The sequence below is a fragment of the Sediminibacterium goheungense genome (assembly GCF_004361915.1).
Lineage (GTDB): Bacteria > Bacteroidota > Bacteroidia > Chitinophagales > Chitinophagaceae > Sediminibacterium > Sediminibacterium goheungense.
The window spans coordinates 969,189-990,644 of sequence record NZ_SNWP01000010.1 but is presented as its reverse complement, the minus strand read 5'-3'; the positions used below and the strand labels follow the sequence as shown (position 1 = coordinate 990,644).

Below are 21,456 nucleotides of genomic sequence, written 5' to 3'. Positions count from 1 at the left end.
TTTCGTATTGATCGGTTAAAATTTGAAATTGTAGGATACAGATGGAACCCAACGGAATAAACTGGTTTGCACAATTTCTGTAATGTTCGGATTGTCTTTGTTATCCTTGAAATTGATGGTAAAGGCATTTTCCCTGCCGTATACATTGTATAAACTGAAGACGAGTTCCTTGGTCCACTTCTTTGTTTTCTTGAGTTGCATGGTGGCACCGAAATCCAGACGGTGGTAGTTCGGCATTCTGTCGGCATTTCTGCTGTTGTAGTAGTAAGCAGTTTGTCCGTTCACCTGGTACTTGCCCGATGGGAAGGTAACCGCATTGCCCGTATAGAAAACAAAGTTGCCGCTCAGCGTCCATTTTTTATTTACCTGGTAAATTCCTACGATGGCAATATCATGTGTTCTGTCCTGCGTGGCATTGTACCATTGGTTATTATTAATGCCATTGATTTTTCTTTCCGTCTTACTAAGGGTATAACTAATCCATCCGGTTAATTTGCCGGTCTTTTTCTTCAGCATAAATTCTATACCATAGGCCCTTCCTTTGCCAAACAGTAATTGCGATTCTACGGTTTCATTTAAAAACACATCGGCCCCGTTTCTGAAATCGAGAATATTTTCCATATCCTTATAGTAGGCTTCGGCGGTAAACTCGTAGTTATTGTGTAATATATTGGCGTAATAACCAATGCTGTACTGGTTGCTGATTTGTGGTTGAATGATATTACTGGTGCTGGCCCATTTATCTAATGGGTTGGAACCGGTAGAAGTGGTAATCTGGTGCATATACTGCGCATTGCGGGTATAGGCAGCTTTCAGCGATGCATGGTTATTCAGCATATAACCCACCGAAACCCTTGGCTCCGGGTTATAATAGGTTTTAATTACTTTTCCTCTTGCATACTTCAGCGTGTCTTTAATATTACCTGCCGCATCTATATTATAGAAATTACCGCCCCCCAGTACACTAAAGGCACTCAGTCTGGCACCCAATGTTATGGTTAACTTGTTATTGGGTTTAAATACATTACTGGCATATACAGCGTTTTCTAAAGAGTATCTTTTATCCTGTATTTTATCGTTAATGCTGGATGTGGCATTACCCGTAATTTCTCCCGGACGTATAATATGGTATATGCTCGACCAGCCGAAGCGAAAATTGTTTTGCTGGTTAATGCTGTACTGGTAATCCTGCTTCAGGTTCCAGTCTCTGATCTGGGAAAAGATTCTGATATCGTTGGTGCCGTTTTTAACCCTGAATGCATAATTGTAGTTACTGAAAATGAGAGACGTGTTGGAGAATAAACGACTGTTAAAAAGATGGTTCCAGCGCAAAGTGCCGGTACCATTGCCCCAGTTAATGGCGAACTGATCATTAAAGCCCAGGGCATCTTTACCAAAATAGCCACTCAGGAAAAGCTTGTCTTTTTTGCCGAGCTCATAGTTCATTTTGGCATTCAGGTCGTAGAAATACAATTGGTTGTTCTTGTATTCATCGTCTAATTTCAGGAACACATCTGCATAGGTTCTTCTGCCGGTGAGTAGAAAAGAAGATTTGTCTTTCTGAATAGGCCCCTCAATATTGAGTTTGGCACTAATAAGACCGAGGCTACCGCTTACACTGGTATTTTGGTTATTGCCTTCATTCATTCTTACATCGAGTACACTGCTCAGCCGGCCGCCATATTGTGCAGGCATGCCTCCTTTGTAAACAGCAATGTCTTTAATGGCATCGCTGTTAAAGGTAGAGAAGAAGCCAAATAAGTGAGAAGCGTTATAAATATTGGCCTCGTCTAAAATAACCTGATTCTGGTCGGTGGTGCCACCTCTTACAAAAATGCCACTATTGCCATCGCCGGCAGATTTAATGCCCGGTAACAATTGAATGGTTTTTAATAAGTCTTTCTCACCAAAAATCACCGGCAGGTTTCTGGCTTCCTGTACCGATAATTTTTCGATGCCCATTTGTGAGCCGCTAACCGAGCGGCCCGATGTTTTGCTGCTGGTAACAGTAACAGCAGTTAACTCGTAGTTCGCTTCTGAGAGACTGATGTTTTTTTCGATATTACCCGAGAGGTTAATTTCTAAGGTATCGGGTGTTTTGCCAACGGCACTGTACACAATCCGGTACTTATCTGCTGCCAGTAAAAGACTGTAGAAGCCATATTCATTGGAGGTAGTGCCATAATTGGTATTCAGTACCTTAATACTGGTACCAATAATGGATTCTCCACTGTTTTTGCTGGTGATGGTTCCGCTGATCGTGAATTTTTTTTGTGCGAATGTTTGTGTTGCTGTGGTAAAGAATGAAAGTAGAAACAGAACTTTCATTGTTTTTCTAAATGCCATACGGTTCATGCTTGTTTTAGATGCTTGCTTAGATAATTATTAAATAAAAAGAAGTCAATTAGAAAATGTGTGAAGGTCATAATATTGGAGGTTGACCTTCTATCATAAGCAATCGTTGCTTTCACTCATTGAAATAACCATTTAATAAATAACCCTGCAAAGGTTATCATGTAAAAGCACAAAAAAATTAACTTAAGTTAAGTTTGGGGCGAATCATCTATGAACTACCTTATTTACTATACGAACGGTTAATTATGCTGTTCGTTGGAGTTTATCCCAGATGCATTAGGAGGTGCATAACTAGAGATGCTGCGAGCTGAACAGCTTGGGTTTGCCTTTTACTTCGACACCCACCTATTCGTTAATCAATGCCTGCAACTAATAACTAATAGTGAATGAACTAATGCGTGACTGCCGCAGAGACCCCTCATACCTCGGGAGACGTCTGCGAGGAAAACCATGCGGAAAATAAAGAAGACCCCGGGGAGATTGAAATATAGTAAACTTTCTATTTACCTTTCTTTGAAATCAGTTTTCTTTTAAAAAGTGCAGCTTCGGGCATCATATATTCTGTAATGCTTAAAGTGGTTTTGCTTACACCATTATTTTCATAGCAGGTAATTTCTTTGGTTTCTACGTTGTTGAGTTGTAAATAACTGATTGTTTTATCGTTAACATCAACCTGAGATAATTTTCCGCAATATGAATTGGCAGAAGTTATCTTGTATAAATATTTGCCTTGTAGTTTTTTAACAAGAAATTCTTTGCATATTGAATCATTTTCAAAAGTAAAAGTCCAATCCCCCTCTGTAGAAACCCATGTGCCTGTGATTAACTTTCTCTCAGATTGAATTTGCTGACTCTTCGATTCCAAACTATAAGTAAGGGAGATAAGTAGCGAACAAATGATATAGATTTCTTTGCGCATTCTATTCGCATTTATGTTATTCAACTTCTAGCTCCAGCATTATGAAAGACGCTGGGGCTCCGCACCTTAATGATACTGTTTATCCCAGAAACCAATAAATATAAGTGCACTCTGAACATACAAAGCAGGTAGCGCTTCTGTTTGCCCAATCCAGGCCAAAGAACGACGCAACGGAAGTATTTAATTGTGCCCTTCTTGTCCAGAAATATTTATTCGAACATACTGGGCAAGATAAAATATGACCCTTTACCTGAACTATTTGCGGTTCTCTTGCTTTAAAAAGTTTCATGTGTAAATATAATTTAATAGTGAAAATCTATTTGCATAATGAGAAGCTTATAAAGCTGCATCAGTTTTAATTTTTTGCAAGCTTGTTATTTTTCAATTTCGAAGCTTCAGTTTTCATAAATATCTCTATGAAAAGAAACTTCTAACTATCTCATAAGTAAGTTACTCATTAATTTTAATTTCTGAAATTTGTTTAGTCATGAAATAGGGTTACTTTATATGTAGACCTATTTCATGACTAAACACATGCGAGACTGCCGAGGAGTTTCCTCGTGCCTTGGGAGACGTCTGTGGGGAAGACGCTGTGGAGAAGTAAAGAAAAGCCGATTTTTAACTTATTAGTCTAGTTTGATCGCAATATAGATTTCATGCCGATATTTTGGACTGATGATTTTGACCTCTTTCTCATTACGATTCTGTAATGTAATATTTATGCCCTTTTTGAAAAAAACTTCATTTTGTTGTTTGTAAATCTTTTGGTCCTCATCTTCACAGGTTTCATATTCTTTTGTTACAACCAACTTACCTGTACTCAAATTGAAATCGATATCTTCCCAATACTCGCAAGGCTTACCGCTATAGTCTTTATATCCAATTAGTTTAAATACTTTACCATCATACCTGTACTTATCTGTGTGAGCCCATTTCCAACTGCTACCACCTTCATGCGAAATAGTTAAGATACCATTTTTAATTACAATTTCTCCGAATGGATCTCCCATCATTCCACCGTCGCGGCTACCGTATAAAGCCTGCATAGACCTTTGCCAGATGATCCACCTGGCATTTTCTTTTTTATAAATAATAAGCTCACGAGGTACTCCATCATCAATTTCATCCTCATTACTTTTGGTATTATAAGCTACAACAAGTTCATCCACTCCGTCTTTATCTAAATCACCATAAGCACTATCTATAATAGCATATTGAGAGGGGATAGGAATGTTTTGAGAAAAGCACATAAATGAGCTCAGGAAAATGAATATTAGTAAACAGATTTGTTTCATGTCGGATTCAAAATTTCAATTCGTTCATTAAATGACAAAAGTCATAACTAAGCTAATGCAATTCGATTATGTTGATAATTAAATATTAAAATGTTTTTGACTGAATCATACTGTTTCTAAAGATGCCGAAAGAGTGAATATCTCCCATCATTCACCTGGGGTTATAGAGGGAGACGTCGCGGAGAATATGCTGTGGAGCATGAAGAGCATTGCATGTAAACCTCTGCCCTGGATCTGCTGTGTGGAACTTCTTTAGACATATGCACTCTGCCGCAAAAGAAGCACCTCTAATTATCTCTGTACCAATTATTTAGTATGGGTTCGGGTCTGCTCTGGTTCCATACATCTACAGGGTAAAAACACTCCCTAAACACTACAAAACACAAATTTAGTGTTATGCTGTGTTGTTGCTGTGTTGTTGGTGTGTTGTTGGTGCGGGTAAAACCTTGATAATGTACAAGTTAGAGTTTTGCATTTTTTGGTAAAAAATGGGTGGTTTTTGTTCGTCTGTCGCATAACCTCCGAGCCATGCGTAACTCTGTATGCTACACAGCCTGGGGGCGTCTTTTACTTAGAAACCAACCCATTGGGTGATGAATGCACGCAACTAACAACCAATATGGGATGAACTAATGCGAGACTGCCGCAGAGGTCCCCTCGTGCCTCGAGAGACGTTTGCAGGGAAGACGCTGCGGAGAATGAATTTGTACACCGCTTTTAAGAATCCCTTGTTGGTGGCAGTTTTTCATTTCAGTTGCTGGATGATCTCGCTTACTTTTTCTTCATAAGTTTTGTCAAAATATTCGTTGTAATACCAAAATTCTAATTTTTCTATAATTTGAGGAAGATATATAAATGAACGATTTTGATAATTATCCTTCAATATCCCGTCAGCTTTTTGTTGGTCATTTAGTAGCCTTGCCACTATTACTTCATTCGCTCTTACAAAATGTTCGTAAAGACAAATTTTCCAATCATTGTATGCCTGTTGGCTCATTTTATCTTTGATTGATTCAAACAGGTGTTTTTTAGCATCAATAATTTTTGAGTCAACTTTATCAATTGCCGGATTTATAAATGAGTGGCCAAATTCGTGAATACAAACTGTGCGAAGAGACTTTTCATTATTAAAGCCTAATTCCAGATCTTTCGGGTTGCTGATTTTTTCCGGTTTGCTAAAACAAGCAAAAATATTTCCTATCATATTTTCTCCTCCAACTGCAAAACCCTGACTGAAGCCGAGCGTTAAACTGGGATATAAATTATAATGAGTTATTTTTTTTCCATAAAAATGCTCCATTTCAGTTATAAAATTATCTTTTGGAATATTTTGAGTAACTTCTACAATCATCTTTTCATAATATGGTTTGTATTTTTCTAAAAATTCATCAAACTTGATTTCTACATAAAACTTATTAAATGCATTAATAAAGTTTTCGGCTTCTTGTGTTGAAGAAAATTCATGTATATACTTATTTCCTTGCTTTATTGTAGCATTTGGGAAACTATCTATGTTCAGGAGAAAATTTGAATATTGAGCGTAGAATTTTTTATCAAAAAAGGATTTTATGACTGCTAAATTTTTTGAATTTCGATACGATATAAATTCGTTAGCAATTTTCAAATTAAGTGCATACAAATCTCTTACTTTAATATCTTTTCCTTCTATAGTAAAAGATTGTTCTTCCGGAATTGTAGCAAAATCTTCATAAGAGACCAGAAAACTAGCCAACGCTAAAAGTTCAATATTCTTATTGTATTGAATATTGATATTTTTGTTTTCGTAGATAGGATACTTTACAACAAACGAACCATTTGCTTTTTTTCCTTCAATTTGAATTTTCAAATTATTATTCAGGTCAAGTTTTGTATGGTTAACTTTTCGAGTATTTGATATTACTTCCTGATTGGTTAAAAGTTTCAAACTTCCTTTATTTGCAGTCAATTTTGAACTCAGATAAACCAATGAATTGGGTTGTTTATTAAATTTCAACTTTTCATTTCCATTCAATTCTTCAAATTCAGCATTCCAGGAATTATCTGTTTGATTGGTGTTGATATTTTTTGAAACTGTGCAAGAATTGAATAAAATCAATAAAAAAGAGAGTGCAATAATTTTGTTTGTCATAAAGTCTTCTATTTCTTCTAGTGAGTTTGGTTTAGAATTGCATCAACGAACAGGTATAGCCGATGGTGGGTAATTCTGTATTCGTTCGCACCGAACTGCTGTATTTTTTTGCAAATTTGGCAAAGTTAAATATTAAGAACTAAATTTGGGCCTTATTCGTCGAGCCCCTGATTGCTGTTCAGCAGAATTACACCTTTAGATGCAAAATCATCAGTAGCGCTTTAGCCCTTATCAACAGAAACTCGAAATTTATGGACACGCTAAAAGCGCTAGCCAGAATATTTTTCGTTCTCCGCAGCGTCCCCTCGTGCCTCGGGAGACGTTTGCGGGGAAGACCCCGCGGAGAATGAATGAATCACTACCATTACTTTGATTTTTGCTTAGAGTGTAATTTCTATTTCTTTTGCCCCAACTCCTGATGGCCCAAAGCGAAGTGTAATAGTCGCACCTTTGAGAAAGTTGGTTTCCATTAATGTTGGTTCAACAGTCTTGAATAATTGTTCGGCATTTGGGCCATACATGTAAAGGAAACCATCCCTTAAGTCAGTTGCAATTTCATGACCATCATACTCTCCAACTTTATTTTGGGTAATGATATATTCTAGTTTGTCTTCCAATTCATATAAGGATTCAAGTCCTTCAATACCGTATTGAAAATATATAATTACTGCATGTTCAGATTCAGTATCTGTAAATGAAATATTTTCTTTAGGAATAAGTTTTCCAAATATTCTTTTTAAGAATCTCATTTTATTTTTTACTTTTTTGCTGAATCATCTCGTTGTTGGTAAACTCTTGTGTCAGTTTTTATAATTCTGAAGACTTTATTATGAAAGCATCTCTCTTTTTTTTATTATGAAAGCAATCACTAGAGCTAAAAGTGAATAAAACAATGTTACTCCAAAAGTTCCGAGTATAAAATATTTAATATAGTCGTATTCGGTAGCGTCAACTACAAAGAATAGTCGTAATGATTGAAATACAAGCTCTGCAACTAGACAAATTCCTGAACACAATAATGTTAACTTTAAAACGCCTACCCTTGTATTCTTTTTAAGAAATTCTTTTTGTGCTACTATAAAAATAATGATAATCGTTACTGCCAGCAAAAAACCGGTTACTGAAACTGTAGTGCCGGGAATATTTTCTGGTAGTAGTGGAGAATAATTTAGAAGCCACCATTCTAATATAAATAATACCAACAGTATTAAACTGTATTTAAAAAATGTTATTCGCATTCTGCTAACTTAGTTTATATATTGAAAATATTAGTGATGAAATTATAATAATTAAGTAGACATGTGAAATGAAGTAATTCTTAAGTGGCTAGTTTGCCGCATTACATCCGAAGCCATGCATAACTCTGTATGCTGTATAGCTTGGGTGTACCTTTTACTTCGAGACCTACACATTTGGTAATGAATACTCGCAACTAATAACTAATTGAAGACGAACTAATGCTAGACTGCCGCAGAGTCCCCTCGTTCCTCGGGAGACGTCTGCGGGGAAGACGCTGCGGAGAATTAAAGCTAAGTTACACTTTTGTTCAACTTTCTCTGTGTAGCCTAAACGCTTCATCCAGGTACAAATAGCACTCTTAAAATGGATATTGTACTTGCACTGAATTGACATCTTGGATTGTCTTGTTGACAAATACTCCTCAATAACTTTTCGTTTGAATGACTCATCAAACATCTGACGAATCTCTACTTTGTGTTCCATATAATCCTGTTTTGGGTTTACTTTAGGTGTAAACCTATTTCAGGACTAGACAACCTGCGGTGATAGAGGGAGACGTCGCGGGGAACACCCTGCGGAAAATGAAATCCTCAATATAATTATTTATTTCCCCAATGCTCTTGCTGTTTTATTGATTCGTTCTACGCAGCGTCTCCGAGGCCACGAGTTACTCTGCGTCCCGCACAGCTTGGGTGTACCTTTTACTTCGAGACCCACACATTGGGTAATGAATATCCGAAACTAATAACTAATAGTGAGTGAACTACTGCGAGACTGCCGCAGAGTCCCCTCGTACCTCGGGAGACGTCTGTGGGGAAGACATTGCGGAGAATTAAATGATTACCCTTGCTTCCACCAACTTATTTTTATTGGCCCTGCTGTAAAATTGTTGTCTGGCGCTTGTTCGGTAAGTGTTGTTGCATTCTTTTTGTAGTAACCCTTTTCCACAAGCACTTTATCCATGTTTTCACTGGTAAAACCAAGCTTTTCCTGCATTAATTCAAGCAAAATTGTTCTTGGTAGACTTGACTCTGGACACAGCTCACCTGTAACAGGGTGTTTGTAAAGAAGTTGAGATTCACCACCGCCTAAGTCTTCTTTTATGGTGGTTCCATTTCTCCACTTTTGTTCGATGGGGTCTGGTTCACCAATGTCGGTTGTGGTTTCATAAATTACAGCTTTGAACTGCCTTTTAACGGTGCCGTTATAAAGTAGGGTGTAGCTGTAAGTATCGCCACTATCGTAGATTTCAAAAGCAAAAATAAAATCGGAGTTGAAAAAGAGCTTCAGGTATGCCTGGATGTCTTTGGTTTTTATTTTTTTTAAAAATGTGTCTATGAGATAACTATTTATGATAACCAAGAAATCTCTGGTTTTACCTATGTATACACAGTTATTTGTCCTTGAGTCACAATAACTCTCGCTTTTCTCAAACTCATTACCAAAGATGGTTTTTACTACCTTATACAGATCAATTTTTGTTGTATCGGTTTTAATGGCAATACCACCACAGGATGTTCCCATAAATAGCTTTTTTATTTTTGCGGAAGTGTAGCGTTTCTAAATCTTTCTTCACAGAAGGGCTTACTTTTTTAAATGTTCCAGGCAGACGTTTCTCGTAGAAAACGCTGCGATCACTCATGCATAGGTAAGTTACTTATTAATTATTATCCCTGCATTTTCTTTTCGTTCTCCGCAGAGCCCCCTCGTGCCTCGGGACACGTCTGCGACGAACCCTTTTGATTAGGTAGACCCTGCTGAGAACGAATGGCTTAAACCTAAAGTAAATGAAAAACCCTGGCAATTTAACCTCTGCCGCAACGTCCCCAATCTTACACCTGCGGTGATAGAGGAAGACATAGCGGGAAACACCCTGCGGAGAATGAAGGAAGTATTAGGTAATTCCAGTAAAGTCTCCGGGGTTAGGAACTGAGCTATTGGGGCTTGCTCAACTAATAGGTAATTAGCTGATGTATGAGCAATGCATAGTAACCCATGTCTTTGCTATGTTATGTTGAGCTTTTATAGATGTGTACACGCTGTAGTCAAAGAAAAAATAATATACTTTTAAAATCTTTCACCTAATTGGCGTAGCATTTCAATCGTGCTGCAATATTTCACTCCATTTGCAAGACATACATCAGGAATTTTTACTTTATTCTTTCTATTTGGATCACTTACTTCATAAGTTACTAAAATAATCTCGGCGGGATCTGTTAAAGCATGGGCTACCAGCCAAGCGTCAGCCTCATCTGCATCTAAAAATTCTGCTAATGCATTTGGTAAATAATGTGCAGCTTTTGATGCTGCCCATGCAGCAACTTGAGAGTATTGCGGTATAATTGAAGAAGTGTCTTTAAAAAAATTGTCTGGTAAATTAATTTCGCACCACTGCTTTAACTCGTCATCATTTTTGAATATCTCATTCTTTACTTTATCAATGCTTGTAATTTTACCGGCTTCTGCGAGTTCAATAACTTTATTCCAAAAACTTGTGGCAACATCAAAAGGATAGCTTACTCGATGTGCTTGTATAAAAAAGTTGCTATCTACAACATAAACACTCATTATTGTTAAAAGTGTTTAGTGAAGAATGTTTCATAAGTATCACCTTTCAGGCTGGTTAATTTATAAGCATCTCTATATAAAAGTTTACCAGATTTTACAGCCTGGTTAACATGTGCAGCAAAACTGAGACCAATTCTTTTCTTTGTGGTAGCGTAAAAATTGCCACCCTCACCCTGATTTTCTTTTTTCAGAAACTCACGTTTAGAATAGTCATTGTAGAAAGCGAAAAATTCCTTTTTAGTCAAATAGCCCAAATCCAGTGCTCTTCTTGCAATTACGATTTCACTTACTTTAAAATATTTTGCTGTAGGTGCAATGCCTGGTTTGCTATTCCAGACTTTGGTAAAAGATTCAGCAGGAACTAAAAATTCGGCAGATACTTTATCACAAAGTAATTCGATAGGGTCATTAGCCGGAAGCAGTTGCCTGAAATCAAAGCCGGCACTATGACCAGTCCAGATATGTGCAAGTTCATGTATAATAGTAAATAATTGAGCTGCTTTCCCGTCAGCATTATTAATGAACATGAATGGAGCAATAGGATCTACAAGTACAAAACCCCTGCACTCATCAACAGTTATCGGTCTGCTGGTATTGTTTTCTACAATACCATTGAATACTATTGTTATGCCAATGTCTTCTATTTTTTGGGCTAAATGGTCTAAGGCATCCTGCCAGGTTTTAAAAGAACTCGCCCATTCATTATTCAACCCAAGTGTATTTCTAATATCAGCGACTATCTCCTTATAGTTTTGACTGTTATGAAATTTGCCTACAAATGGCAGTGGTTGAAATTCATTTTCTTTTAAATATTCTTTTAACCAGTCTTGACGTTGTTGCATCAATAATATCGTGTCGTAAACATTTACGCTAACATTATTTTGAGATCCATTCGTTGTTCTGAAAAAAGGTATTGGAAGGCTTTCTTTTGGTGGTTCGGGCAGGAATAAATAGCCAAATGGTAAGTGCACTTTTTTGGAAAATGCTTCCAATTGTTTTACGGTTGGCTTTTTCTTTTGGTCTACCCAGTCTTGAATTTTTGGAAATTTAACAGCGAAATCAGATAAATTATACCCAGCCCGGGCTATGGCCCAGGTATACATATCCGCATTTATATTAACCTCTGTTCGCATTAAGGATCAAATTTAGCGATTCAGATTCATAAAATACTACTAAGGTTTAGGCGGAACGTTTGAGTCGTGGTTGTCAGTGTTTTGTAATAGACGCAATACCATTAGATGCAAAATCATCAGTAGCGCTTTTACCGTTATCAACGGAAACTCGAAATTTATGGACACGCTAAAAGCGCTAGCCTGAATATTTTTCGTTCTCCGCAGAGTCCCCTCGTGCCTCGGGAGACGTCTGCGGCGAAGACCCTGCGGAAAATGAAAGTATGGAAAGGTGCTTATACATAATTTAAATCAAATTATTAGTTCACACTACTCCGCTTAGCATATATAACAAGTTTGGTGATTATGTAGTTGTTTACACCAATCGGTACTTCAGTTGGGCTTCCTGGTCTGTTAAATGAATAAGCTCTGACGGACCACCGCCGTGCATCTCGCTTTGTCCGTAAGTATGTTCCCAATATCTTCCATCACTAAGATCCTGGTATAAGGTTTTCCAACCTGTGCTATCATTACAAATCATTTTGAGCGAATTATTAATAAGCCATTTTATTCGGATTGCCACCTCATCCTCTTTCATAACGCCGGCTTCAAATATCCATTGACCTGATAAATGAGTTTCTGATTTTTGTAACTGCATATACTATTCTTGCTCTCTGAAGAGGCTTTTTGAATATTTCACACAAATGTGTTTACTAGAGTACTTTGCGAGCACTCACAAATAAGTAAGTTACTCATTAATTATTATCCCCATATTTTCTTTAACGAATGGCTTAAACCTAAAGTAAATGGAAACCCTGGCAATGTAACCTCTGCCGAAACGACCCCAATCTTTCACATGCGGTTATAGAGGAAGACATCACGGGGAACACCCTGCGGAAAATGAAACCTATTTTAGGACTAGACAGAAGAAGAGTAGACTCTGCAGAAAACGAACTTTAGCCATAGCAGTTTCTATAGAACAGATACTTCCCATTCATCAGATGTCAATTCAATAGTCTCCATTGCTTGATAACAAATTTTCTGAATGCTTTGGGCTGATAAATGAACTTCGATATAATAGCCATTTTGAAGTTGTCTGATCGCCCTAAACTTATTTTTATCTTTACCCACGTACCGATGAAAGTTGTGAGCAATTATTTCAAACTTTTCTGGTTCTAAGTCAGCTACAATATTTAATGTTTGTTCCATCACATCTCGCCACGACTTAACATCTATATGCTGCCCCAATATTTTTAAACCATTTGGCGTCGTTCCGGTTACTTCTTGTAAATCTGTAGGTGAAGAATTTTCTTGTCCGAAATAGCTCCAGATTTCTAATGCTTTTTTTGCCAATATTTCAGACCTATGTTCAATTTCATTCCTTGTCCAATTAGAAATAGTGGAGAAATATTTATTAAGTTCCAAATGACTTTCTTTGAGTGTCTTCTGTTTTGTGGGGAAATCGTCATTAGACAGTTCTGTATTATACGCCGTCAAACTCAAATTGCCAATTGTATGTAAAAACAAGTCATGAGTTTCTTCCCAATCTTCTCCGAGTTCTATTTGCCACCATTCAGAAAGTGTTTGAGGCATTATATGCTCAACTGTTAGGTTATCGAAAGGAACAATCTCTTTATGAGCAAAACTTTCTTCAAGTGTTTCAAGTATCAATTTGGTTTTAACAACTCTATCGCCGCCACCATAAAATTTAGTTTCTCTAAAGCGTAAGTAAAACTCATTGTCTTTCGGGTAGCCCTTTCCTTGTAGAATACTTTTAAAACCCTCGACTATGTTGTCTGAATATTTTGCCTCAATTGCGGGGTAAACTGTGGGAAATATTTTGTTGAGTTGATTTGTAGCCACATTGCAAACAAATCTTCGAATAAGATAGTTTTCGAGAGTTTTTAAGATTGTAATAAATTGAGGTTTGGCTATTTTATTTTCGGCGTAGTTGCTATAAAAATTTAGTAAAAGCGGGTACGCTGTTGTTACTTCAATTCTATTAAGCCTCGTAAATTCTTTTTGTAAGTCGGACTCCGGCTCAAATTCAGGATACTTTAAGCGTTGATAGTAAACAGAATATTTCTTTAACTCTTTTAAATATTCAATGGCATTAGTTGTAGACACATTTTCTTTTAGGGCGTAATAAATATCTCCTTGTTTTATTATGTTACCACCCTTCATTAAATAATGTCGAATATATTCTGTCAAATCTTCATTTAAAGCGGATTGCATTGGGAGCCATAAAGTTTTGTATACTTCCTCTTGCTTGTCAACGTGAATCCTCATAAAGAAGTAATTCCGAATTAAATCGGCCTGTGTAAGTGGTCTACCTTTAGCATTTAGGCTTTCAAAAACTAAATACGGATTATCATCTGCGTCAAGTACGATACTCACAACAGAAAAATAACTTGTGATGATTTTTTTAAGTTTTTCAGGTTCGATTTCAACTTGTTTCAGTTTTTTATCAAAGAAAGTGTAGGCCCTTGTTAGTTGATTTTCTTCATCATTTGGGGTGCCGTTTATTAAGTTTTGATACGTTTCACGGTCAACTTGGGTTGGCATCAATTTAAAAAAGTCCCCGTCTTTTTTGTAAGGGTTTACAAGAAGGGTATTATTTATTTCCTCTGCAAATTCTTGATTCTGTATTTCTCTTGCTCTGTTACGTAACAATGTAAGTAGAACAAAAATTGTTGTTAAACGCTGTTGTCCATCAATTAAGAGATATTTCGCTACACCCTCTGGAACAGAAATAGTAGGCATATTCACTATTGAACCAATAAAATGTGTCCTTGGGTTTTCCATATTATTTAATTCAACAAGGTCTTTCCACAGAACTTCCCATTCTTTAGTTGTCCAACTATATGTTCTTTGAAATAGAGGTATTAGATATTGTTTTGTGCCCTCAATTATGTCTTGCAGTTTAGTTTCTTTTGCTTGCATAGTTTACAATTAGGTATTTTTTTCGAAGCATTATGTTGCTTTAGCCTTACTGTTAACTTATAAATATACTCAATTCATCACTACATATATAATTTTTTTTCACTGTTAAAATTCTACCCATTTCCCCAAAAACCTTCTGAAAAGCTCATCACTCTCCAAAAGGTTTCTCGCACTAAAGGCAGCAGTCTACTTCACGCCTCTCCTAAACGCCTCCCCAAAAATTAGGTATGCGGTGTTCCCTCCAATGGTTCCTTCATTCTGTCCCCATAAAAAGGGCCAGTCATCGTAGTTCTCAAAATGATCAGGTTTGCGGAAGAGAATACCGGGGGCCACATTGCCGGGAATGAATGAGAAATCGGCGCGGTTGTTTCCATAGAAAACATTTTTGGGGCGCGTGGCTCCTAATGTAGCTACCAGTGAATAATTGTGGTAAGGGTGACAACCAAATAAATAATTGCCGGCTTTGTATAGTTGTTTGCTGTCTATAATGTCGGGGAAAAATTTATGCGCAAAACAAACTGTGGTGCCAAAGTTCACCACATCGCCACTGCCTGCCCAGTTGGCCAGGCCAATGGGTACACCGTAGGGATTGTTTTTTTCCAGATCATCTATATAGGCTTTGTACTTCACAACATAAGGACGTAGCTTTTCTATAAAACCTTCTTTCATATACGGCACTGCATCCAATGCAGTAGAAAGGGTAAAGCTCACATTGCGTTCGAGTGCGGGCCATAAGAGTTCGAGAAATTTATCGGCATAGTTTTGCTCACCGGTGGCAATAAAGAGTTGCAGGTAAGTACCCATATTGGCGGCACCGCCGGGGCCCGCATTGTCCTGTGGCTGGTTGCCGATTAAATCAGTGGCTTCTTTCAGCAGTCTTTTCGATTGTACCAGGGCCCTGTTGGCGAGGTCATCATTGTAACCCTTCAGTGCACGACTGGCAGCGGCAAACATGGTGGCGGCGCGCAGGTCGAGGCGTGGGTTACGGCTGGTAAAGGCCCACATATCATCTTTCACCCCGCTCGATTTTCCATCGGCCGCAATTTCATAGGCACCGAGTTTGGGGTTATAGGTAAGACCATCAGTAATGGATGCCGCATCGCCCAGGTGGTGATAATTATCGAGCACCGAATTGGAGAGTGTCTGCGCCATATGCCCGATGATCTCAGCCTGTGCCAGCAGGTTCAAAGTACCATGTTCAATATACTGCAGTATATCGGGTGTGCCATCGGGACGGTGCAGATCAACATACCGTTGTTTTTGGTTTACAAAAGTCTGGTCGCGTTGGGGTTTAAAATATTCCCAGGTTTTTACAAAGTTCTGCACCACGCCGATATTGGCACCGGTTTCAATATCAAAATCGCCGGCGTCAAAAAAGCCGCCGGTGTTCAGGCCGGGTATCAGTTCCAGTGCTTTGTATTTGGTATCGGTGGTGGGACCCTGCCGGTGCAGATCGAAATGATCGGTATTGGGTGGTGCCTGTAAATACCCTTCTTTAAAGGGCTCTCCATGCCAAATGCGGTAGCCTTCGTTCACGGTCATATGGTTCATATGAATGGGAATCCATACATCGCTGGTGGCTTCGGTAATTTTGTCGTAGACATTTTTCTCTATTAAAAAATTATTCGTCTTCACCGCACCATACTGTATATAATAAATGCCGGGTTCGGTAACTGAAGAGAAATCGAATTTTACATAGTGGTACTTGTAGTAATCGCCCCAGGGCACAATTTTGCCGCTGTAAACTTTGGTGGCTTTACCATCATCACCCAGTTTATAGAGTGAAGCGGTGGTTTCGGGTTGGTCTTTTTTATCGAGTTCAATCACCGATACCTTGGGTTGAGAGGGCAGGTAACCTACTTGTGAGAAACCGATATTGGGTTCCCTGATCCAGCCATCAATGGCATGGGCCTCAACCGTCCAACTCAGTACTTTACCGGTTTTGCCGGCGGGCAGTTTGCTGCGCACCACAAACCAGCCGTTCTGGGCTAGTATGCGGCCATCAAAGAGTGCGAGGTCGGCATCGGGCGAACTTATTTTCACCATACGGGATGGATCATCGGGAGCCAGTAGAAAATTTCGACCGGTTTCTAAGGGCAGGGGGTCGATGAATTTTCCGGAGCCCCTGTCGTCTGAAGTATTGTAACCTTTAAACTGTTTGGGTTTATCGCTATTGGGTCTGGCCAGGGTATTGCCCACCACATAGCGGGGAAAGCGGTTGTAACGGCCATCTACCAGGTAGGCTTTGTTCCAGTATTGTGAGGGCAGGAACTCGAGGTTAAAACCGGCACTGCCCTCGAGAGCTTTGGGCAGGGGTTTATCGAGGTACACGGCTATTTCAATACCCTTGCCCTTGGCAGTTACTACAATGCGCGAGTCGAAATCGTATGCTGCATACCGTAGCGAAGCTTCGATGGTTTTTAGCATACGGTCTATTTTACGGTTCGAGATCTGTGGCACGAGGTCCCACTGTTCGGGCGTGCTGGAGAGTCTTACGGCGCCGCCCTGTGCGGTTCTCACGCCATGGTGTATGAGTTCGATACCAGCATTTTTTTCATCATTAAAACCACCGGTAAAGAGGTTGCTGTATATGAGGTAATTCACCCCTTGTTTTTCGAAATATTCCAGTTCATTGAGTTTGAGTTCCTGGGCCTGTAATAGCAGTACAGTGAGCCCTGCAAACAACGTAGATAGTATTTTTTTCATAAGTTAGGTATATGGCTGTGCCCAAGTTACGCAATCGGTTGCATAGTTAGGCTGGAGAATTTTTTGGGGAGGTGCAGAAGCTATTAGCTTTCAGAAAGAGAAAAACCCACTACATTTCCTTCTTACCCCTCCGTGTAACTCCGTGTTCCACTCTGTGCAACTCTGTGGTTAAAAAAGTCCGTGAGGTTAAACCACAGAGTTGCACGGAGTAATGCACGGAGTACCACGGAGGGTTCTGTAGTAGAGGGAATTGCTTAGAAATTCAAAATTGGAGAGAGCTTTTAGCTGTTAGCTATTAGCCATTAGCCAGGGTGGGTAGGAGAAAGCTATGAGCTATGAGCTGCGAGCTGCGAGCAAATGCAAAATTCAAGAAATGACAGAGCCTTTAGCTGTTAGCTATTAGCCATTAGCCAGGGTGGATAGGAAAAAGCTATGAGCTATGAGCTGCGAGCTGCGAGCAAATGCAAAATTCAAAAGGGAGAATTAGAAATAGGCGTTAGGCATTAGGTGTTAGGCATTAGGTATAACATAGGGATGAAGATATGAGCTGTGAGCCTTTAGCCATTAGCAAGAAAAAGGAAATCAAAAAATCAAACATCAAAAAATCAAAAATCCGACATCCGCGATCCTACATCAGCCATCTGCCCTCCGCGATCCAACATGGGCTGCTGTGAGATCGTTGCCGGGAACGTTTGCGTAAAAAAAGACATCTGTTATCCTTCGGGGTTTCTGTAGTTAAGCGTAGAATTGGTAACGATTCTGCCTCTCAAAACCCCTTTCAGGGGGCCGGGGGGCAGCGGAAAACGAGCTTGCTATGAATTGCTACCAGAAACATACTTCTGTTTTGACCACGCTTCGTGGCACCTATTCATTATCATCTATTGTTTATCAACCCATCAAAAGACGGAACGCCACCGCCTTAAATTGTTTGCTTATGCCACAAAAATTGAAACGCTATTGTGTAACCGCTCTAGCCTTGTTGTTCATGTGTATCTCTGCACTGGCCCAGAACAGCTTTGAAATCAAGGGCCGTGTTACAGGTGCCGATAACCAGCCGCTCGAGGGTGTGAGCGTGAAAGTAAAAGGTACACAGAATGGTACCGTTACCGCCAAAGATGGTAGCTACCGTTTACTCGCCGCCAATGGTCGTGTTACACTGGTATTCAGCTCTGTTGGTTTTACTGCCAAAGAAGAAGCGGTAAACGGCAGAAACAATATCAACACTTCTCTCTCAGCTGCAGCAGCAGAATCACTGGATGATGTGGTGGTGATCGGTTACCAGACCGTGAAAAGAAAAAACCTCCTGGCTTCTGTTGCCAGCGTAGGCGCCAAGGACCTGAAAGATATTCCCATCAACTCAGCTGCAGAAGCACTGAGCGGCCGCCTGGCAGGTGTTACGGCTACTACAGCTGAAGGTTCGCCCGATGCTGATATCCGTATCAGGGTACGTGGTGGTATGTCGATCACCGGCGATAACTCTCCCTTATATATAGTAGATGGTGTGCAGGTAGAAAATGGTTTATCGGCCCTCTCACCACAGAATATTGAAAGCATCGATGTGCTGAAAGATGCCGCTGCTACCGCCATCTATGGTGCGCGTGGTGCCAATGGTGTAATCGTTATTACCACCAAAAGCGGTAAGCCCGGCAGAATGGTAGTTAGCTATAATGGTTTTGTGGGTGTGAAATCACTCGCCAAAAGATTGAAAGTGCAAACACCATATGACTATGTGATCTATCAGTCTGAAAGAGCAAGAGGTAGTTCTACCGACAGCGCTACTTTTGCCAGAAACTTTGGTACTACCTGGGATACACTGTCTAATTACAGAAATGTAAGTCCGGTAGACTGGCAGGAAGAAGTGATGGGCCGCACCGGCATCATGCAAACGCATAATATTGCTGCCATGGGTGGTAACAAAAAAATCACCTACAATTTCGGTTATACGTATAACGATGATAAAGCGATTGTACTCAATTCCAACTATCGCCGTCACCTCTTAAACCTGAAAACAGATTATAAAATTCTCAACAACCTGAAACTGGCTGTTACTGCCCGTTATACCAATACCGATGTATTGGGTGCAGGTACTTCATCAGACCAGGGTACATCGTATAACCGTTTGCGTAATGCGGTGAAGTACAGACCCTTTCTTTCTGCAGCGCAGGATATTGATGATGCCGATCCATTGGCAGACCCCAATGTGGGCAATGGTTTGAATCTTGTGAATCCTATTTCACTGGCCAATGCAGAATACAGACGTAAAACCACCGATGTATTCAACGTTACCGCTGCAGCTACTTATACCATTGTAAAAAACCTGAGTTTCAAATCAACCATTGGTTACGATCAACAGAAAGCCATCGACCGCCAGTTCAGCGATACCATTACACCTTTCGCTATTATACAAGGTGGTAGAAAAGCGATTGTTACACTCGATACACTCGATCGTACTACCATCACCAATACCAATACCTTAACCTATTCGGTAAACGGTTATAAAGACAAACACGATTTCACCATCCTCGTGGGTCAGGAAACCTATGACCTGCGTACAGAACGTTATACCAGTCAGTTCCGCGATTACCCAACTTTTACTTCGGTAAATGATGCATTAACCAATACATCGCTGGCCAATAAGTTTGCAGGTTTTCCGCGTGTCAACAAAACAAGGTATACCAGCCTGTCTTTCTTCAGTGCACTGAGTTATGCTTACGAGGATAAATACTATTTCTCATTCAACCTCCGTGCCGATGGTGCTTCTAAATTTGCACCGGGTCGTCAGTGGGGTTATTTCCCTTCAGGTTCTGTTGCCTGGAGAGCGAAGAATGAAAAGTTCCTGAAAAATGTAAACTTCCTCAGCGACCTGAAGTTCCGTGCCGGTTTTGGTACCGTGGGTAATAACCGTATTGCCGACTACCTCTTCCTCACTACTTTCAGAAACGATGGTGGTTTGTATTATGGTATGAACAATGAAATTGTAAATGCTTTCTATTCTGCAGGTCTGGTTAATGAAAGTCTGCGTTGGGAATCTACCGTTAACAAAAACTTTGGTGTAGATATCGGCCTCTTCAAAAACAGGGTTAACCTGAGTGTTGATATTTACAACAACAGCTCTAAGGATCTGCTGCTGAACGTACCCATTGCACCTACCTATGGTTATACCACGCAATTACAGAACGTGGGTAAAACCACCAACAAAGGGGTGGAGTTCCAGATCAGCGCTACACCGGTACGTAATAAAAATTTCAGCTGGACGGTTTCTTATAACATGTCCTTCAACAACAACAATGTGGAGCAATTGGGTCTGAACCAGAAATCGTTCTTCCCCGCTGCGAGCTGGGGTGTTTCCGGTCAGCCTACCGATTATATCATCCGCATAGGCAGCCCCACCAGTGCTATCTGGGGTCTGGTAACAGATGGTTTTTATAAAGTGAGTGATTTCGATTACAACACGTCAACAGGTGTGTACACACTGAAAGCAGGTGTGGTAAGCAATGCAGGTATCATTGGTCCGGTACAGCCCGGCTCTATCCGATTCAAGGATCTGGATGGTGATGGTACCATTACACTCGATAAAGACAGACAGGTGATTGGTAACCCCTTACCCAAATTCACCGGTGGTCTCAACCAGCAGTTCACTTATAAGAACTGGGACATGAGTGTGTTCATGAACTTCTCTTATGGCAATGATGTGTACAATGCCAACAAGATTGAGTTTACCAATGGTTATACCGCCAATTCCAATATGCTCGATATCATGACCAATCGTTGGAAAGTGGTAACGGCAACGGGTCAAACCGCGCAGTATGTAAATGGTAGTAACCAGGTGGTGGGTATTGCACCCGATCAGCTGGCGGCATTGAATGCCAATGCAACCATCTGGCAGCCGCTGAAGAGTGCAGGTGCTTTCTATCCGCATTCATGGGCCATTGAAGATGGTTCTTTCCTGCGCATCAACAACGTAACCATTGGTTATAGCCTGCCGGTGAAACAACTGGCCGGACTGAAAATGAGTAAGCTGCGTTTCTACTTTACCGGAAACAACCTGGCCATCTTTACCAAATACACCGGTTACGATCCGGAAGTGAGTGTACGTAACAGTCCGCTTACACAGGGTCTTGATTACTCAGCCTATCCAAAAAGCAGAACCTTCATCTTTGGTGTAAACGCAACTTTTTAACCGATCAAATATTG

At 39.8% G+C, this 21,456-nt stretch carries 13 protein-coding genes; 1 reads left to right on the top strand and 12 read right to left on the bottom strand.

What is annotated here, in order from left to right:
* Positions 1–15: 15 nt before the first annotated feature.
* The 12 genes from BC659_RS04270 to BC659_RS04210 all read right to left on the bottom strand — a co-directional run bounded on the left by BC659_RS04270 (position 16) and on the right by BC659_RS04210 (position 17,262).
* The gene (locus BC659_RS04270; RefSeq protein WP_133473431.1) at positions 16–2,328 is read right to left on the bottom strand and encodes a TonB-dependent receptor; all 2,313 of its coding nucleotides are present in this window, start codon (positions 2,326–2,328) and stop codon (positions 16–18) included.
* A gap of 526 nt (positions 2,329–2,854) precedes the next feature.
* Positions 2,855–3,274 carry a hypothetical protein gene (locus tag BC659_RS04265; protein ID WP_133473430.1) on the bottom strand — a complete coding sequence of 140 codons (420 nt, stop codon included), beginning with the start codon at positions 3,272–3,274 and terminating at the stop codon, positions 2,855–2,857.
* 626 nt (positions 3,275–3,900) lie between these two features.
* On the bottom strand, positions 3,901–4,569 hold the full coding sequence (locus BC659_RS04255) for a hypothetical protein (RefSeq protein WP_133473428.1): 669 nt from the start codon (positions 4,567–4,569) through the stop codon (positions 3,901–3,903).
* Between the two features lie 745 nt (positions 4,570–5,314).
* The gene (locus BC659_RS04250; protein ID WP_133473427.1) at positions 5,315–6,697 is read right to left on the bottom strand and encodes a DUF4932 domain-containing protein; all 1,383 of its coding nucleotides are present in this window, start codon (positions 6,695–6,697) and stop codon (positions 5,315–5,317) included.
* Between the two features lie 380 nt (positions 6,698–7,077).
* The gene (locus tag BC659_RS04245; RefSeq protein WP_133473426.1) at positions 7,078–7,446 is read right to left on the bottom strand and encodes a hypothetical protein; all 369 of its coding nucleotides are present in this window, start codon (positions 7,444–7,446) and stop codon (positions 7,078–7,080) included.
* Positions 7,447–7,524: 78 nt separating this feature from the next.
* A complete protein-coding gene (locus tag BC659_RS04240) occupies positions 7,525–7,935 on the bottom strand; it encodes a hypothetical protein (protein ID WP_133473425.1) in 411 nt (136 codons plus the stop codon).
* A gap of 841 nt (positions 7,936–8,776) precedes the next feature.
* Positions 8,777–9,460, bottom strand: a complete 684-nt coding sequence (locus BC659_RS04235; protein ID WP_133473424.1) for a hypothetical protein — start codon at positions 9,458–9,460, stop codon at positions 8,777–8,779.
* Positions 9,461–10,003: 543 nt separating this feature from the next.
* Positions 10,004–10,504 (bottom strand): DUF4411 family protein, encoded by a 501-nt coding sequence (locus BC659_RS04230; RefSeq protein ID WP_133473423.1) that lies wholly within the window; start codon positions 10,502–10,504, stop codon positions 10,004–10,006.
* 5 nt (positions 10,505–10,509) lie between these two features.
* Positions 10,510–11,637: an ImmA/IrrE family metallo-endopeptidase gene (locus BC659_RS04225; RefSeq protein ID WP_133473422.1), complete on the bottom strand. Its 1,128-nt coding sequence runs from the start codon at positions 11,635–11,637 to the stop codon at positions 10,510–10,512.
* 352 nt (positions 11,638–11,989) lie between these two features.
* A complete protein-coding gene (locus BC659_RS04220) occupies positions 11,990–12,271 on the bottom strand; it encodes an Imm27 family immunity protein (RefSeq protein WP_133473421.1) in 282 nt (93 codons plus the stop codon).
* 314 nt (positions 12,272–12,585) lie between these two features.
* A complete protein-coding gene (locus BC659_RS04215; protein ID WP_133473420.1) occupies positions 12,586–14,556 on the bottom strand; it encodes a DUF262 domain-containing protein in 1,971 nt (656 codons plus the stop codon).
* A gap of 186 nt (positions 14,557–14,742) precedes the next feature.
* Positions 14,743–17,262 (bottom strand): cellulase N-terminal Ig-like domain-containing protein, encoded by a 2,520-nt coding sequence (locus BC659_RS04210; RefSeq protein ID WP_133473419.1) that lies wholly within the window; start codon positions 17,260–17,262, stop codon positions 14,743–14,745.
* 934 nt (positions 17,263–18,196) lie between these two features.
* Between BC659_RS04210 and BC659_RS04205 the strand changes: the two genes are divergently transcribed.
* Entirely contained in the window at positions 18,197–21,442 is a 3,246-nt protein-coding gene (locus BC659_RS04205; protein WP_133473418.1) for a SusC/RagA family TonB-linked outer membrane protein, read from the top strand.
* Positions 21,443–21,456: the final 14 nt, after the last annotated feature.